This is a genomic window from Gracilimonas sp. (genome assembly GCF_017641085.1).
Lineage (GTDB): Bacteria > Bacteroidota > Rhodothermia > Balneolales > Balneolaceae > Gracilimonas.
This window is the reverse complement of record NZ_JAEPPI010000003.1, coordinates 654871-671696: the sequence shown is the minus strand read 5'-3', so window position 1 is coordinate 671696 and position 16826 is coordinate 654871. Positions and strand designations below refer to the sequence as shown.

General features: G+C 44.1%; 11 protein-coding genes. 3 read left to right on the top strand and 8 right to left on the bottom strand.

The window, feature by feature from the left end:
- The first annotated feature begins 17 nt into the window (after positions 1 to 17).
- Positions 18 to 644, top strand: a complete 627-nt coding sequence (locus tag JJ941_RS13925) for a hypothetical protein (RefSeq protein WP_290966447.1) — start codon at positions 18 to 20, stop codon at positions 642 to 644.
- A gap of 14 nt (positions 645 to 658) precedes the next feature.
- On the opposite strand, the gene JJ941_RS13920 is transcribed toward JJ941_RS13925, so the two are convergent.
- The 4 genes from JJ941_RS13920 to JJ941_RS13905 form a co-directional block, all read right to left on the bottom strand.
- On the bottom strand, positions 659 to 1282 hold the full coding sequence (locus tag JJ941_RS13920; RefSeq protein ID WP_290966444.1) for an MBL fold metallo-hydrolase: 624 nt from the start codon (positions 1280 to 1282) through the stop codon (positions 659 to 661).
- A 63-nt stretch (positions 1283 to 1345) separates the two neighbouring features.
- Entirely contained in the window at positions 1346 to 1567 is a 222-nt protein-coding gene (gene rpmE / locus JJ941_RS13915) for a 50S ribosomal protein L31 (protein WP_255135117.1), read from the bottom strand.
- A gap of 72 nt (positions 1568 to 1639) precedes the next feature.
- On the bottom strand, positions 1640 to 3127 hold the full coding sequence (locus JJ941_RS13910) for a sigma 54-interacting transcriptional regulator (protein ID WP_290966440.1): 1488 nt from the start codon (positions 3125 to 3127) through the stop codon (positions 1640 to 1642).
- A gap of 62 nt (positions 3128 to 3189) precedes the next feature.
- Positions 3190 to 4470: an anthranilate synthase component I family protein gene (locus tag JJ941_RS13905; protein WP_290966437.1), complete on the bottom strand. Its 1281-nt coding sequence runs from the start codon at positions 4468 to 4470 to the stop codon at positions 3190 to 3192.
- A 68-nt stretch (positions 4471 to 4538) separates the two neighbouring features.
- Here JJ941_RS13905 and JJ941_RS13900 point away from each other — a divergent pair, with 68 nt between their 5' ends.
- The gene (locus JJ941_RS13900; RefSeq protein ID WP_290966434.1) at positions 4539 to 5561 is read left to right on the top strand and encodes a quinone-dependent dihydroorotate dehydrogenase; all 1023 of its coding nucleotides are present in this window, start codon (positions 4539 to 4541) and stop codon (positions 5559 to 5561) included.
- A gap of 10 nt (positions 5562 to 5571) precedes the next feature.
- Here the strand turns inward: JJ941_RS13900 and JJ941_RS13895 are convergent, their stop codons facing one another.
- A complete protein-coding gene (locus JJ941_RS13895) occupies positions 5572 to 8313 on the bottom strand; it encodes a tetratricopeptide repeat protein (RefSeq protein ID WP_290966433.1) in 2742 nt (913 codons plus the stop codon).
- Between the two features lie 22 nt (positions 8314 to 8335).
- Positions 8336 to 9769: a pyruvate kinase gene (gene pyk, locus JJ941_RS13890; protein ID WP_290966430.1), complete on the bottom strand. Its 1434-nt coding sequence runs from the start codon at positions 9767 to 9769 to the stop codon at positions 8336 to 8338.
- A 99-nt stretch (positions 9770 to 9868) separates the two neighbouring features.
- On the opposite strand from pyk, the gene JJ941_RS13885 reads away from it, so the two are divergent.
- Positions 9869 to 11290, top strand: a complete 1422-nt coding sequence (locus tag JJ941_RS13885) for a GWxTD domain-containing protein (protein WP_290966428.1) — start codon at positions 9869 to 9871, stop codon at positions 11288 to 11290.
- A gap of 489 nt (positions 11291 to 11779) precedes the next feature.
- On the opposite strand, the gene JJ941_RS13880 is transcribed toward JJ941_RS13885, so the two are convergent.
- Both JJ941_RS13880 and JJ941_RS13875 read right to left on the bottom strand, forming a co-directional pair.
- Complete coding sequence (locus JJ941_RS13880; protein WP_290966426.1) at positions 11780 to 13234, bottom strand: SusD/RagB family nutrient-binding outer membrane lipoprotein; 1455 nt, start codon at positions 13232 to 13234, stop codon at positions 11780 to 11782.
- 44 nt (positions 13235 to 13278) lie between these two features.
- Entirely contained in the window at positions 13279 to 16560 is a 3282-nt protein-coding gene (locus JJ941_RS13875) for a SusC/RagA family TonB-linked outer membrane protein (protein WP_290966423.1), read from the bottom strand.
- Positions 16561 to 16826 lie beyond the last annotated feature (266 nt).

The following is a 16826-nucleotide window of genomic DNA, read 5'->3' as shown; positions in this document are numbered from 1 at the left end:
CAGTCTTAATACAGCCCATGCAACAACTGCCATTCAACATACCAAAGTCATTGTCTTCTTATGTGGAGAAGTTTGAGGAGAATCCGGAGGAGATTACCCGGAAACTCAGGAAGCACCTGAAGAAAAGAGGTCCCGATGCGGTTGGGCATTTTCTGCTATCATGGTTTTATCATCTGCAGGACAACAAACAAGATGCTATTAAAGAGGCACTCAAAGCAAAAACGTATGCTCCCGGCAGTCCGTTAATGGAACACTTACATTATTTCCTGGTCCACCCCGAAAAATTCGAAGCTGCTATCCCTACTACTTCTTACACTTCTTCTAAGCTTAAATTACAACAGGGTTCACGTACTTCACCGATTTTGGACTTGGACAGGCTCATCGGGATGCTGGAAGCGGTGGAATCTAAACGTATTCAAATTCCTACCGATGATGAGGATTTTGATGATTCCGACCTGAGTAAGGAATCCGAAGAAATTGATGATGTGGTTACCGAAACCCTGGCCAAAATTCATTCAAAGCAAGGCCGGAAATCAGAGGCTATTAAAATGTACGAACGGCTTATCGATAAGGATCAGGACAAGGCAGAGCATTATCAAAAGCAGATTGATAAGCTCAAGAATAAGCAGGAATCAGCCGACTGATTGAACCCTACTTTTTACTTGATAAAGGGATTATGCTGTTTCTCGTGAGCGATTGTGGTCTCAGGACCATGCCCCGGGTAAACGGTAGTATTTTCAGGTAAAGTGTATAGCTTTTCTTTGATGCTTTTTGCCAGCAACTCAAAATTACCTTTATATAAATCCGTTCGGCCGATACTCTCTTTAAACAAAGCATCACCTGCTATAACCAACTCCGGTTCCCGGAAATAGAGAGAGATGTGATCGGGGGAATGTCCGGGGGTATATAAACAGTCAAATTCAAAATCGCCGATAGAGAATGAGCCCTCCGTCGGCAAAGCCTCCGGCTCAAAACCAAAGCCGGTTTGATTGATCCCAAACATCTGGGCCTGACTTCCAAAATTTTCCCACAGAAACCGATCTTCTGAGCACAGATAAACCGGTACATCAAAGTCATTTCTCAATCGGCTTATTCCCAACACATGATCAACATGGGCATGGGTAAGCACAACCGCCTTCAGCTCACCGGTTATTTGTTCCTTCATCTTTTGATACTCGGTCTCGTTTGAGAAACCGGGATCAATAATCAGGTGCTGTCCGTTTTTGGTGAGCAGGTAGGTGTTTTCGAGAAAAGGGCCGACTTCAAATTTTTGAATTTCCATAGGCTGCATAAAAAAAGGATGCACCTTTGCAGATACATCCTTCTTAAAAAACGATTGCTAAAATTACTTGTCGTCGCCTTTACCGTATCGACGCTTAAAGCGGTCAACACGTCCGGCTGTAGACGTAAAAGTGTTACTCTTGGTGTAGAATGGATGGTTTTTAGAGTCAACCTCGCTGCGATACACTCCGTCTTTGGTATCCATAGTGCTGCGGGTTTGTACCTCGGTACCATCGCTCATCACTACCGTAATTTCTTTGTAATCTGGATGAATTCCTTTTTTCATGGTCTTATACTTGCTTGAAATTTGCAAAGGCTTTAAATATAAGGCTAACAAAAACTGAATTCAATCTAATTATCACTCAAATTCATCGTAGCCTTCTTCGTCTATATCTCCCAGCGAGGAGAACATAGAACCTAACATATCGGTGTACAATGTTTGGTCGTCCAGGTCTTGCTTGCTAAGCATCGAGTTCTGATGCAGCGCTTCCAACACAAAATCCATCCAGATTAATGTTTCGGATGAACCGGCATCGGGAACCTGAGACTGAACCAATTCCTTCAGCCCTTCCACTCTGTTCAGCGATGTCTCATACTCTTTATTTGAAAGGGTATCTGAAATACTGATTTCATTGCCGTCAGCAAACCAATCCATAATTTCTTTGTAGGTCGATTTCTTATCTTCGGCTTTAGACTGTGGATCGGGAAAGTGTGACTTAAACATCTTACTTACTGCTTTGCCCAGAATATGTTTTGCAACGCTGATAGCTCCTTCCTGCTCACCTTCATACACCAGTTCGATTTTGCCGGTGAGTGCGGGAACCATGTGATATAAATCAGCGATTCGAACCGTTGTCTCTTTCTCATTATTGAGAATGGCCCGGCGTTCTGCGGAGGATACCACCTGTTCCAGAGCGGTGATGGTCATCCGGGTGGAAACACCACTTTTTTGATCAACATACTCGGATTCGCGTGCTTCAAAAGCGGCTTTTTCAATTACTTCACGATATAAATCGGGAATGTGAATTTTGATTCCACTTTCCCGTTCCTGCCAGGCTTCCTGTCGGGTTATATTTATTCCTACGCCCAGTTCTTTAGGATAGTGAGTAATTATCTGAGAGTCGATTCGGTCTTTGAGTGGGGTAATTATATTTCCACGGTTTGTGTAATCCTCAGGATTTGCAGAAAATGCCATCGATACATCTAAAGGAATTCTGACATTAAATCCTCGAATCTGAATATCCCGCTCCTGCATGATGTTCAACAACGCCACCTGTATTCTGGGTTGAAGATCGGGCAGCTCATTGATTACAAAAATCCCGCGGTTGGTTCGGGGAATCAGCCCAAAATTGATCACATTTTGATCAGCGAGCGTCAATTTCTTAGTAGCTGCTTTAATCGGGTCAATATCGCCAATCAAATCTGCAACCGTTGTATCCGGGGTGGCCAGTTTCTCGCCATAACGGTAAGAACGGTGAAGCCAGTCGATGGGCGTATCGTCACCCTTTTCCTCAACTAATTCTTTGGCGTATTTCGACAGTGGGTTAAGCGGATCGTCATTGATTTCCGAGCCTTTAACGATGGGGATATACTCATCCAGAAAATTAACCAGCAGCCTTAACATTCGGGTTTTTGCCTGCCCACGCAACCCAAGAAGAATCATATCGTGCCGGGAAAGAAGTGCGTGCTGAACTTGTGGAATTACTGTTTTATCGTATCCGAGTATTCCGGGAAAAAGCTCTTCACCGGATCTCATCTTCTGTATTAAATTCTTCCGTATCTCTTCCTTTACCGATATTGATTCCCAACCACTTTCCTTAAGTTCACCTAATGTACTCGCCTTCATTCCGATCCTTCGATGTGCTATGATTTTTACTTCCTGTTTTCATAACCCACATTAAAGAGTCTTCATTCAGCTTCTTCGAAATTCTCGAAAATATTTGTAATCGCCCGGGCTTTTATCAGCGTCTCCTCCCACTCCGCCTTTGGGTCCGAGTCGCTGGTGATTGCCCCTCCCACCGGATAAACCAGCTTATCACCCTCCGAAATAGCCGTTCTGATGACCACATTAAAATCAAAATCGCCGTTAGGCTTCATATAACCCATAGCCCCGGAATAGATTCCGCGTTTGTAATCTTCGTACTTCTCGATGGCCTTCATGGAAGCGATCTTCGGCGCTCCCGTCATGGATCCCATAGGAAAGCAACTCTTTATAATCTCGATGCTGTCGGTGTGATCGGGCACGGTACACTCAACCGTAGATACCATTTGATGCACCGTCTCAAAGCTCTGGATTTCGAATAAATTTGACACTTTCACGCTTTGGATTTCCGCTACCCGACTGAGATCATTTCTTACCAGGTCAACAATCATCAGGTTTTCCGCCCTCTCTTTCTCTGATTGTCGCAGTTTTTCGATATCAAGCAGTGCCTTGCCTCCGGCTTTCCTTGATGCAGTTCCTTTTATAGGTTGTGACCAAACACGATTAGCTGTCCTGGCTAAGAATCGTTCAGGAGATGAACAACAAATAGAAAGGCCTCCGATATTTGCATAACCTCCAAAAGGAACCGGGCCTGCTGCTTTCATGGCTTCATACAAATCCCAGCTATCGCCTTTTATTTCAAACTCCAGGGGGTGAGACAAGTTTATTTCGTAATACCTGCCTTCATAAATATCCTTCTTCGCCTGCTCTACCTTCCGGATGTATTCAGGTTCAGAAATCTGTCTTATTGGGGTGATGGATATTTCTCCGGGCTCAAAGCCTTTTTCCGACGCCTCATTCGGTTCGCCCTTCATAAATTTGATCTTGCCGGCTGCATCAATCTCAATTAAGGTCCCGGGAACCATGAAGTATAAATCAGGCGCGTTTATCAGCTCGTTATTATCAGACTGCAGGTTCTCAACATGGTTTTTAAGATCATATCCCAGATAGCCAAACAACCATTCGTTATGCTCTTCTTTGAACCGGCTCAGGTATTCCCAAGGATTGCCTGTAAACATTTGTACCGACTCCCCGTCCCATATCTCGATTTCATTACCCCTGGCTTTTATCCATGACTTAGGTTGCATCGCCAGAAAGCTTTTCGTGCTTGCCGGGTGACCGGGCATTTGTGATTCAAGCAAAATGACATCCCCTGCATCCCGTGATCTGCGCATTAAAGCCGATATGTATTGTTCTGCTTTTTTCATATAAAATAGGCGACCGATTATAAGGCTTCTTTCACTCTTTTTGAACGTTTTTTCGTATCATTGTCGCGATGATTTACAAAAAGCTTCTCAAACCCCTTTTATTTAAAACAGATGCAGAAAAAGCTCACGAGTGGGCCCTTTCAATCGCATCCAAAACCAATAGCTCGCCACTGCTGCAAACTCTGGCAGCAAGCCTGTATAACGAAACCAACACGAAGTTAGAACAGGAATTATTTGGCCTCACGTTTCCCAACCCAATTGGCCTCGCAGCCGGTTTTGATAAAAACGGGACAACTCCCAGGGCAATGCAAGCTCTTGGTTTCGGCTTTGTGGAAGTAGGCAGCATCACTGCCCAACCATCTGACGGAAATCCAAGACCGCGCGCCTTCAGGCTTCCCAAAGATCACTCCTTAATCAACCGGATGGGATTGAATAACGAAGGTGCTGATGCCATCATCGAACGACTTTCTTCAGTGAACTTGGATATTCCCCTGGGCGTAAATATTGCCAAAACAAACGATGCATCCATTCATGGCGATGCGGCCCTACAGGATTATTTATACAGCTACGAAAAGGCACAACCGGTTGCCGATTACATCACCATCAACATCTCGTGCCCCAATACCGGAGAAGGAAAAACATTTGAAGACCCGGCAGCGCTCAGAGATTTACTCGCTGCCCTTGAGCCCGGAAAAGAAGGGCGAAAGCCATCTTTAGTCAAGTTTACGGTAGATATCAAAAGAGAAAGTCTGGAAAATCTGGTCGGGATTTGTGAGGATTTTGGAGTGGCCGGTTACGTGGCTACCAATACTTCTTCCGTGCGGGATCAATTAGCAACCGGTGAAGATGTATTGAATAGAATCGGTAATGGCGGATTAAGCGGAAGGGCCATTCAGCAAAGAAGTACACAAATTGTACAGTGGCTGGCTGAGATCATCCAAAATGAGAAGCCGATTATTGGCGTTGGAGGAATTGACAGTCCGCGTGCTGCCATCGAGAAAATCGAAGCCGGAGCTTCCCTGATTCAGATTTATACCGGACTGGTTTATGAAGGCCCGGGATTGGTTAAAAGGATTAAAAGACAGCTTTAAATACTGCTGATCAATTATTGACCGGAAATGTAACCTTACACTCTACCGAAACAGCCTGTCCTTCGCTCATAACCGGCTCAAAACTTAATCCTGACTCAATCCCCTGCTCAAAGGCTGAAACAAGCTCAGCCGGCGCATTTTCGGTCTCCAGAACGAAATCATCTATAATACCGCGCCTATTCACCCGGAATAAGTAGGTTAACTCATTAACCTCAATGTCTTTCGGGATGGTCAGGTTACTCAGGAACGACTGCATCCCACCCCTTACCGTTAGCTCTGCCCCGATACTTTCACAACTCGTATAACCTTCGGCCGGTGATGTCTCCTCTTCAGCTATAATTTCAGGTTGCTCTGCCGGTTGTATCTCTTCTTCAACAGCCGGTTCGGCAAGTTCTTCCTTTATTCTGTTCACCTTTCCCGCATAGCCGGAATCTGAAAATATTGCTAAAAAGGTGTCGGCTGCTGTACGGGCGCTGTCCCACATCGCTCCTTCATAAGGAAAAGATTTGGTAAATACGGGTTTGGTTAAGGTTGAGTCTACCATGGACTGCAAATCCTGTCGCATGTCTTCGGTGATTGTGGTGTCGTTTAGTATGGCCTCAGCTGAATCCTTCTCCATTTGAAAGGCGGCTCTTCTTTGCTCCCATACCTCATTCCGTTCAACCCAATCAGAAATTTTTGAACGGTAGTCCGGATTGTCTTTTCCGGCCATCATATAAGACTGAATAGCCTCATAAAGTGCCTTGGGAGCAATCCGGTGTGTTGAATTATTGAGTGATAACTGTTTTAAGAGGTTCGCCTTTTCAGGGTGTGATAGCGAGTCTTCCGAGTTGATTTCGTTATACACTTCGAAAGGACTTTTTGTGTTTTCCTTCTCCCCGAGTATTAACGGGATTCCAAATTTCTCAGATACCCGGCGGGCATATTCCGTTTCAGGATATTCTTCGATAAGTCGGCGGGCGTAATAACGAGCCTCTTCTTCATTTTCCTGAATAGAATAAAGCTCGGAGAGTGAGTACAGAGAAACCGTATTGATATTCACCTTGGAAGGATTCTCAATGGCCTTCTGAAAATAATAGGTGGCGCTGTCTTGTGAGTTTAACGACAGAAAGAACAAGTTCCCCAATTGATACTGATAGGATGCAATAAGATCTTGTACCGAATCCTGCTCCTGTGGTGTAAAAGGAATCGCACTCAAATCAATTTTTACATTAACCTGCTGTTGGTTTGATGCAGCACCGGAGCCTGCCACTGCACCATCGGCCTCATTCGAGATGGCTGAATAATCAATCATGCTTTCAACCCGCCAGTTATCAGCTAAAGGCCGGTCGCCCCAAATGGCATAAAACTGCTGACGTACATTTTCCTGAACAACGGGGTTATTCGAATTCAGAAATCCGTTACTCATGTTATTTGTAGCGTCCGATTCATCCTCATTCCTGTTTACCGTCACCAGTTGGTTTTGCTGCTGTTCCTGCTGCTCTTTAAGCCGTTCCAACTCGGCTATTTTCTTCTTGCGCAGTTCCACTAACACAGAATCGAAGGCTTCCGGAGAAAGGCGTCCCAGACGAAGAAGGCTATCCTGCAGGGCTATTTCAGATTTGAAGCGGGCATAGTTACCAAAAGATTCTGCCAGCTCTTTTGCCTGAAAGTCTTCCGGAAGTTTTTCGGCAGCTACATTCTTCTGGGCTGCTGAATCATAATATGCAGCGGCTTTTTCAAAATTATCATAGGAAAAACGGTAAATCTCGGCCAGTCCATAATAAGCCCGGGCAGCAATATCCGGGGTCGGCTGACGAAGGTTATTATGAAGCACATTGTTATACAGCTTTTCCGCACGCTTGTAATTATTGCGTTCATGCTCTGTTCTGGCCAGTTCGAAATCAAGCTCGGCCTTGTATTCAAGATTCTTATCATCCCGAACCATGTCGTCAAAAATCTGAAAGGCTACTTCATTGCGACCAAGTACGCGCGCCACTTCCGCCTTTTTACGCTGAGACAAATACTGAATCCGGTATTCCACATAATGATTCTGAACTTTGTTGTACGCATCAAAAGCAGCTTCGGGATTACCCAAGCGTTCGTAAACCTGCCCAAGTAAAAAGTATCCTCTCTCCCGGTATTCTTTCTTTTCAAGGTTTGGAAGAGCTTCCGAAAGTACGTTTGCCGCCACCTGCCAATTTTCCATCTTAACGTGATGCTGGGCAAGTAAAGCCTTTGCTTCCGCACGGTAGCCTTCATTCCATTCCCCCTCAAGAAGTGTGAGCTGTTCAGATAGAAAGGCGATTCCTTCATTGTAGAGCTCCATATCCAGCAGTACCCTACCCTGCCATAAAATGGACTTTTGCTGCATATCAGGGTTCTCGGTAGTCACGAACAGCTCTTTAAACTTCTGATCTGCCGAGAAATATTCCTGCCTGAAATAATATGACTTACCGATTAAGCCGATGGCATCGTCCACCCATTTCGTTTCTTCGTACCGCCGAAGTACATCCGCCCCTTTCTGGATGGCTTTATCAAAATCCGAAGCTCCGGCATTTACCGGTTTGGGGTGAATCCGGATGGGCTGAAGAGGATTATACTCGCGCTGCTGATCCAGGTTTTTTTGAAGCCCCGACTGGTAACTCTTCTGGGCATTGTAATAGGTATTATAATATGCGTTGAAGTTCTTCCATTTTGATTGAAATGAGGTTTTGCACCCTGTCATTAGAATCAAAACAAAAGAAATAAAAAGGAGTTTGCGCATCATCATGTTGTTGCTTTAACGCACTGCTTTATTCAATCGTACTTACTTTGATCATATTCGTGCGGCCACGTTTGGCAATAGGCATGCCAGTAGCTACAATCACCCGGTCACCATTTTTAACCATTCCATTTTCGTGGAGGTAATTTTCCATCATCCGAACGCTTCTGTCGGTATCAAAAAGTTCGTCCAGGCGTACTGAGTAAACTCCCCAAACAAGGTTGAGTTGCCTGCGCACCTTTTTACTCTCGGTAAAAGCTACAATGGGTACTTTGGGACGGAACTTGGCTATTCTCCGTGCCGTATTCCCTGAATGGGTAATAGTACTAATAGCCTTGGCCTCTACATTGTCAGCAATGGTAACACAGGAATAAGCCAAAGATTCTATAATCTGTTTTTCTTTCCATTCCGGTTTTCGATAGCCCAGGCTATTATATATTTGCGGACGCTTCTCCTCCACCGAGCGGCAAATTCGGTCCATCACATTCACAGCTTCCATCGGGTATTTACCGGCTGCTGTTTCTCCGGAAAGCATTACGGCGTCGGTTCCATCCAGTACCGCATTGGCAACATCTGAACTCTCAGCACGAGTTGGGCGTGGATTATTGATCATTGAATCCAGCATTTGTGTAGCCGTAATTACCGGCTTACCGGCCATCCGGCATTTCTCGATAATCATTTTCTGAACGATGGGAACCTGCTCTGTAGGTATCTCGATTCCCAAGTCGCCACGGGCTACCATGATGCCATCTGCTTCCTCAATAATCTCATCGATTACATCCAGAGCTTCCGGTTTTTCAATTTTTGCAATAATAGCTGCCTGGCTTCCCGCAGCTCTCACTCGGGAAATTATATCCCGCACATCTTTCGCTGATCTAACAAACGAAAGGGCGATCAGGTCCACATCCTGCTTAATCCCGAATTCCAGGTCCTTAAGGTCTTTTTCTGTTAAGGACGGGATTGAAATCCTCACATTCGGTAGGTTTACACCTTTTCGGGATTTCAGCTCGCCACCAATTACCACCTTTGCCTGCAGGGAATCCGGCTTTTTCTCGATCACCTTAAATTCAAGCAGGCCGTCATCAAGAAGAATGGAATTACCGACTTCGGCTTCGTGCAGCAGGTTTTTATAATCGATGGGGATTACGGAACTGTCTCCGGTTACATCTTCTCCGGTAATTTTCACGATAGAGCCGGTTTCCAATTCAACCCCACCATTTTTCATCTGGCCGACTCTGATTTTCGGGCCTTGCAAATCCATTAAAACCGGAACGCTGTATTCATATTTCTTAGCTGTTTTCCGGATATGTTTAATCACTTTGGCATGATCTTCATGGGTGCCGTGTGAAAAATTCACCCGGGCGACGTTCATACCGTGTAATAAAAGTTCTTCTATCTTGTTAAGAGTATTACAGCTGGGGCCAATAGTACATACAATTTTTGTTCGGCGCCTTGCAGATATCATATAGAGTGTTTATTTAAAGTGAGCAAGTGTTTTAACATAGTTAAGATAGGTTAAATGTTACAATCATTGTGAATTGTTTTTTAAAAAAGAGGCCTCACCATGAAATTACTACCCAGAGATTTTTTTTACTCCCTTTCCCTCATAGGTTTACTACTTCTGATTTCAGGTTGTAACAGTTCTTATATAGAAGATGTTAAACGAGGGTCTGATTATGCATACCAACCCGGCCACCCTGAATTGAGAACTGAAATAGCCGGAGTAATCAGTTCCAGTCAACAACTTAAATTATTGGTTTCAGGAAGTATCCCCAAAAACAGCCTGGTATTCAAAAAAGACGAAGACAACTTACAGGCTAAAGTGAGCATTGAAATTGAGATTAGAAACACAGACCAAAATAAGGCTGAGTCTTTTAACTACCCCATCAAATTGGATCGATCCTTATCAACCAGCGGTTTTGAAGACGACATTTACCTGTTTAACAAAGAGTTTAATGTATCCCCGGGCAATTACGCCGTAACCGTAGCAGCTACTGATCAGGCCACCGGTAAAACCACCATAAGAAGTGATGAAGTAAACCTGCCGGATTTAGAAGAAGAAGTAACGAATATTACCAATATCCGGATTTTTGCTAAAGCGGAAGAGCTCAATAATAACTTTTTCCCGGTTACGACTTACGATGTAAGCCTTGCCGCCGACAGCCTTAAATTTGAATTTCAGTTATTCAATTCCACCTCCGATCCTGTTACTCTACAGGCCCGGTTAATTAAATTCCGCTCAGACAGTTCCTACTCCTCCCCCATGAGCTTTGTGAACAGATCTTCTTCGAGCATTAAATATAAAGGCATTGACTATCGTGACTTCGAAGTTATACAAAGCACTCAACGCCAGCTTAGCCAGCCCGGCAATGTGACTATTGAGTTTGCTTTTGAGAATCTTCCAAGGGGCAATTATCGGTTTGAAGTAAGCCCAAACCTAAACGATAAGGAAACCCTGTACAAAGCCCGGGACTTCTCCATTAAAAGTAACAACTATCCATCCGTTAAATCGGCAGAAGAACTTGCTGCTCCACTCATCTACCTGATGCCGGACAAGGAGTACGAAGAACTGATGGCCATCGAAAACTCCGACTCTTTGAAGGCAGCAATCGACCGATTCTGGCTAAGTAATATTCAGAATTCAGCCCTCGCCAGAAATATAATCTCTCTTTACTATCAGCGAGTGGAAGAGGCTAACAAGCTTTTTTCTAATTTTAAAGAAGGCTGGAAAACAGATATGGGTATGGTTTATATCCTACTTGGCCCACCGCTTTACCAGAATCGAAGCTTAAATGAGATTCAGTGGTCTTACAACTATAATGCGAGCTTACCGGAATACACGTTTTATTTCAAACGGAGCAAATCAAAATCCGATTTCTATCCTTTCGACCACTACATACTTCAACGAGATAACACCTATTTTCAAATAGAGTACAGAGTAAAACAACTCTGGTTGTCAGGTAGTATTATCAACTCAAATATTTGACACTCTATATTATACTCAGGCAGATGTAAACTCTAGTGGTAGTAAAAATATTAGCGAATGCCGGAACCTATTCCGGTGAATAAGCGAGTCGTTCACCACATCCTAGAAGACAAGAATTGAAAATAAGGATATATCCATTTTAACGATTCGGATCCCTGACCTGTCTTTGACTAAGGACAGAGTTCGATGGGATGACAGGACAGGTTGTAACCACTTGGGCAAAGTAGGGCCGTGAAGATTTTCCATGAATCCCATTGAGAGATTACAACAGAGTGAATACCTGATTGCAGTAAACGATTCCTTCTTTATTGCCTCTCTGTTTTCAACTTAACAACGATATCCTTTTCTAAATTATTAATACCCCGAATTCGAGATGAATATAGCTTACAATAGTAAGTACATCAGGTAAGAATACAAGGCATAAAAAAAAGCTGCCCTCGTTAGAGAGCAGCTCTTAAATATCAATTGAATGAATTGATTAGCTAAGGCTTATTGATCCCACCATACGTTAGTAAGTGGTGAATCAGGTCCCTGAGCATCAACAGCAGCGTTGTAGTTCTCCGTATTGTTAGTCGCCTCAGAAGTTGGGTACGTAAAACGTACAGGTATTTGATTCAATACCCCCCACTCGTTTGGCTCTAAATCAGGATAACCTAAGCGTCTCCATTCAGACCATGCTTCGTAGCCGTTTGGAAACAATGCCAGCCATTTCTGGTAGCCAATCTGCTCTTCCCAAGTTGTAGAACTGTAAGCAACTTCAGGATTTGCAAGATAAGCATTGAAATTAGCTTGATCGAATACGCCCCATTGATTCCAGGAAGCTTCGATACCTGCATTGTAATGATCTGCAGCTACTCCGGTAATCCAACCACGCTCAACGGCTTCTGCTTGCGCAAACTCCATTTCAGCTACGGTGATAATTGGAAGTGGAGCGTCCTGCTGCCCAACTCCGGGTCCACCGGCTCCTATGGCCGATCCCGGGAATGAAATCGCCGAGTTCGGAAGGTTACCAGCATTCTGCAAGAAAGGTATTCCTTCAATTTCATCAAAGGTCACTTCACTGTCTCCGTTGTCTTCATCCGGAGCAGGGTTTGCATATACCAGGATTCGGTAGTCATTCAGGGATTTCATGGTATCCGCTATCGTTTTATGGATAGCATAGTCAGTTCGAGTACGGAACCGACTGTACCATGGGTTTTCGTTATCCGCATTGGATAAATACGGATACATAACATCTTCCTGAATAATGCCATCACTAACGGCATCTGCGAATTCTGTAGAGCCTAAAGAAGCATTTGCTTCAGACAGGCGCAGTGCAGCACGTGCACGAAGGCTGTTTGCAAAAGCTGCCCACTGATCCATATCACCTTCAAAGATGATATCTCCCACAACAGCTGCGGAATTCGGATCAATCTGCTCAGCCGCTGCTTTCAACTCTGCAATAAGATCAGAGTAGATAGCGTCCTGTGCATCGTAAGCAGGCTGAAGGTTTTCTCTACCCTGAAGTGCTTCAGAGTAAGGAACCATTCCCCAACGATCAGTGATCATCATGTAGAAATAGGCCTTCAGAATACGAGCTACAGCGATCTGGTTGGCATTGCTACCACCTGAAAGTACGCTACCGGCTGTTTCCGGGTTAGAATTCAGATCAATAATGGTCTGCAGATCCTGTAGTGGACCTGTGTACCATCCGTTAAAGTCGGCGTTCACGTTACGGTACTCCTGGTCGTCAGTGTACTGAGTTTCCCCAATATACTGCACCCAAAGAGTTCCCATTACGGCGCCAACCTTACTATCCATGCTTTTCTGAGCATTCGTAAGCAATAACTCAGTTCTTACCTGTGATGGGTTGTTTGGATCCGTATTAATGTTTCCAAAATCATCACAGCTCGCAAATAGAACGGTCACTAATGTAACAAGAACTATGCTTTTTACGGCTTTCATATAATTTTTATTTAAAAAGTTCATAATAATCTATCTCCTATGATTTAAAATCCTACGTTGATATTAAATCCGAAGGAGCGTGTTCCCGGTATGGTTCCACCTTCCCAGAATCCAAATCCATTTGCGTTGTTCTGGATAGCTGACGGATCAACACCGGTAACGCTTGAATAGATTAATAATGGATTCATAGCTACAAGCGAAACGCTTGCACGAGACAGAGGCAGTCGCTCAATGGTACTAACAGGAATGTTGTACGTTAGAGATACTTCTCTAAGCTTAATGTAGCTTGCATCTTCCAGCCATTCTTCTTTGTTGAAGAACTTGTTCAGCCAGTAAGTTGGCGCATCTACAAGATAAGCAACCTCATTACCATTGGAGTCAACTCCTTCCAGAAGCATACCACCTGAAGCAGAGTTTGCACTTCCTACAGGTACGGAAACCACTTCATTTCCATTAGCGTCAAGAACCGGATCACGTACAGGGTTACCCAAATTGTTGTTTCCAACAGTTTCCTGGGTCAGACCGGAGTAAGCACCGAACATTCTTGAGATAGAATAGAATTTTCCGCCTTTCTGGAATTGTACAAAAGCTCCTAATGAGAAGTTCTTGTAGTTTACATCAAGGTCGAAACCACCATTCCAATCAGGAAGAATATTTCCTAAGTCTTTGTTGGTTTCCAGCTCATAAGCAGTTCCGGAAGCATTAACGATTGGCTTACCGTTCTCATGACGGAGTGTTCCACCGTATCCACCGGAAGTAATGGCTCTACCCCACTCTTTGCCTTCTTCAGCATATAACTGAAGACCGAAGAATGCACTTTCAAGCAGTCGGGTATCAATACCTTCAGCAAGTTTAACAACACGGGATGTACTTGCTGACCAGTTAACGGTCATATCAACAGACAGATCTCTGGACTCAATTGGAGTGGTTCCAACAGCAACTTCCCAACCGGTAGTTTCAAATTCACCGGCGTTAACCAAGGTGGCGTTATATCCACTTGATCCGGGTGCATCCAGCTGAATGATTTCATCTTCACGTACAGAGTTGTAATAGTTAACGTCTGTGCGCAGTCTCCCGTTAAAGAAGCGCAAGTCAACACCAAACTCGTAGTCGGAAGAAATCGCCGGCTTCAAGTCAGGGTTAGAAAGCACATTCGGGATAGACTGTGTAGGCTGACTTCCGTATGGAGTAGCACTATTGAATGTCTGCAGGATTCGGTAAGGATCCAGATCACTACCTACCTGTGCAATAGAAGCTCTCAGCTTACCAAAGCTCAGGATATCCTGATTGTCGAACAGATCAAATTCAGTGAAGATTAAACTTCCTGAAAGTCCATAGTACAGATATGAGTTATTGTCTTCAGGCAGTGCAGAAGACCAGTCATTTCTCAGAGAACCTTCAACATAAATAAAGTCTCTGAAACCAAGTGTAGCTGTACCAAATAAACTGCGAACTTCTTTCTGCTCTTTATAGCTGGTTACATCCGGTCGGTTAACCGAAGCATCAATGTTAAAGAAGTTTGGAGTGGAAAGACCACCAACAGTTTGCTGGATTACAGAGCTGTAGTCCTGCGTAAGAATATTACTTCCTAAATAACCGGAAACAGAAATATCTTCAAAGTCCTGGTTGAAGCGAGCACCAAGCTCATAGTTCACTTCTCGGCGAGAACGCTGAGCAATGTAGTACCAGTCTTCTTCAAGACCTCCACTTCCAATACGATCTTCTACAGTGAATGAATACTGGTCAAGGTGTAATTTACCAAGCAGTTCAATGTTCTCATTCACGTTATAGGAAAGATTGTAGTTTCCATATACACGATCCCGGTCATCCTGCTGTACGTTTTCATAAACAGAGAAATATGGGCTATCCCAATAAAGCGGACGAGTATTCGTATTAGATCGAATATTCCAGGACATCTTAGTACCGTTATCCTGCTCGTACTGCTTCAGGTAATCCATTCGCAGCTGTCGCTGGAACCACTGATTCATAGACTGAGCAGGGTTACCCTGAGCAGCTGAATATCCGGTTGCAGGTCGGCCTTTACCTTGTGTGTTCACATAGTTGAATGCGATACTTGAAGTCAGCTTGTTATTGTGATTCAATGATCCATTGAAGTTAATAGCTGTTTTATCAAGATCGGAATTCGGATACACACCGGTTTGATTAGTGTGATTCACGCCTGCACGATACGCTGCATTGCTTGAACCACCGGAGATGGAAAGCTTGTTCGAAATACGAACACCGGTTTCGTAGAAGTTACGAACATTATCCGGGTTGGCTTCCATAGGAATTTCTGTTCCATAATCGCTTTGTCCGTCTCCGTCAAAGTCATGATCAAACCAAGACCACCATGGGCGATACATAGTACCATCCATTCTTGGACCCCAGCTCTCATCGGCTGCATAGTTCAAACCATTATAGGTTTGGCCATCCGCCGGATCCGTGTACTGCAAGAAGTCCTGCGTATATCCACCACCGTACTGGTTTTGGTAATCAGGCAGGATGTACACGTTTTCAAAATGTGTACTGTTTGAAAAGTCAATGCGTACCGGTTGGTCAGAGCCCATTTGTCCGTTTTTGGTGGTAATAAGAATTACACCATTAGCGGCACGGTTTCCGTACAGTGCAGATGCCGCAGCACCTTTAAGTACCGAAACGTTCTGAACACTGCTCAGGTCAATATCGGATGCAAGGTTACCAAGGTCACGACCTCGGGCAGACCCACCACCTGATACTAAGAATGAGCTGTTATCAACGGGTGTACCATCTACTACGAATAGTGGCTGGCCATCAGATAGTCCGTTAACACCACGGATTCGGATACGCTCAGATCCACCCATAGTCGGGCTTCCTACAACCTGAACACCGGCAACTTTACCGCCAAGAGCGCCAACAACGCTATTTTGGTCAACTTGTGCAAGTTGTTCGGCGTCAACGTCCTGAACGGAATAACCGATAGATTTCTGCTCACGGCTCACACCAAAAGCAGTTACTACCACATCTTCAAGTAGCTGAAGATCTTGCGCCAGTTCAAAATCGAATGTGTTATTGTTTGCATTGACGGTCATTTCCTGTTCAAGGGTGATGTAACCTACCGAACTCACACGAAATGTGTAGGTTCCGTATTCAACACCACTTATTGAATATTCGCCATCAATATTAGTAGCAGCACCAGTAGCCAAATCCACAATGTATATTGCAACCTGTGGAAGAGGATCGCCAGTTTCTGCATCAGTTACTGTCCCGGTTATGGTTGTCGATTGCGCAAAGGCTGCCGACATAAAAACCATGGACATAATCGTACTGAAAAGTAGCTTTTTCAACATATTATACCTCTATTGTAATGTTTCTGTTAAAGAATGTAAGCGATGATAACCAAATGACGTACTTGATTCAACCTTAATTTACGTTCTTATAGTCTATAATAATTTAGATGTATGATTAGATCCCTGTTCTGTAGCCTCTTAGGTAAAATATATTGTGAATGAAATATATTCAGGGCGATATTGGTTATGATAAATGATGGCTTGTAATTACTTTCCTACCACCTTTACAGGATTGTCTCTGCCAATTAGAACAAATTCTAACTGAG

What these genes read in the sequence shown, in the direction of transcription:
- pyk (WP_290966430.1), bottom strand. Translation starts at nt 9,769, where the DNA reads ATGATATCTGCAAGGCGCCGAACAAAAATTGTATGTACTATTGGCCCC.
- rpmE (WP_255135117.1), bottom strand. Translation starts at nt 1,567, where the DNA reads ATGAAAAAAGGAATTCATCCAGATTACAAAGAAATTACGGTAGTGATG.
- JJ941_RS13900 (WP_290966434.1), top strand. Translation starts at nt 4,539, where the DNA reads ATGATTTACAAAAAGCTTCTCAAACCCCTTTTATTTAAAACAGATGCA.
- JJ941_RS13885 (WP_290966428.1), top strand. Translation starts at nt 9,869, where the DNA reads ATGAAATTACTACCCAGAGATTTTTTTTACTCCCTTTCCCTCATAGGT.
- JJ941_RS13920 (WP_290966444.1), bottom strand. Translation starts at nt 1,282, where the DNA reads ATGGAAATTCAAAAATTTGAAGTCGGCCCTTTTCTCGAAAACACCTAC.
- JJ941_RS13905 (WP_290966437.1), bottom strand. Translation starts at nt 4,470, where the DNA reads ATGAAAAAAGCAGAACAATACATATCGGCTTTAATGCGCAGATCACGG.
- JJ941_RS13895 (WP_290966433.1), bottom strand. Translation starts at nt 8,313, where the DNA reads ATGATGATGCGCAAACTCCTTTTTATTTCTTTTGTTTTGATTCTAATG.
- JJ941_RS13875 (WP_290966423.1), bottom strand. Translation starts at nt 16,560, where the DNA reads ATGTTGAAAAAGCTACTTTTCAGTACGATTATGTCCATGGTTTTTATG.
- JJ941_RS13910 (WP_290966440.1), bottom strand. Translation starts at nt 3,127, where the DNA reads ATGAAGGCGAGTACATTAGGTGAACTTAAGGAAAGTGGTTGGGAATCA.
- JJ941_RS13880 (WP_290966426.1), bottom strand. Translation starts at nt 13,234, where the DNA reads ATGAAAGCCGTAAAAAGCATAGTTCTTGTTACATTAGTGACCGTTCTA.
- JJ941_RS13925 (WP_290966447.1), top strand. Translation starts at nt 18, where the DNA reads ATGCAACAACTGCCATTCAACATACCAAAGTCATTGTCTTCTTATGTG.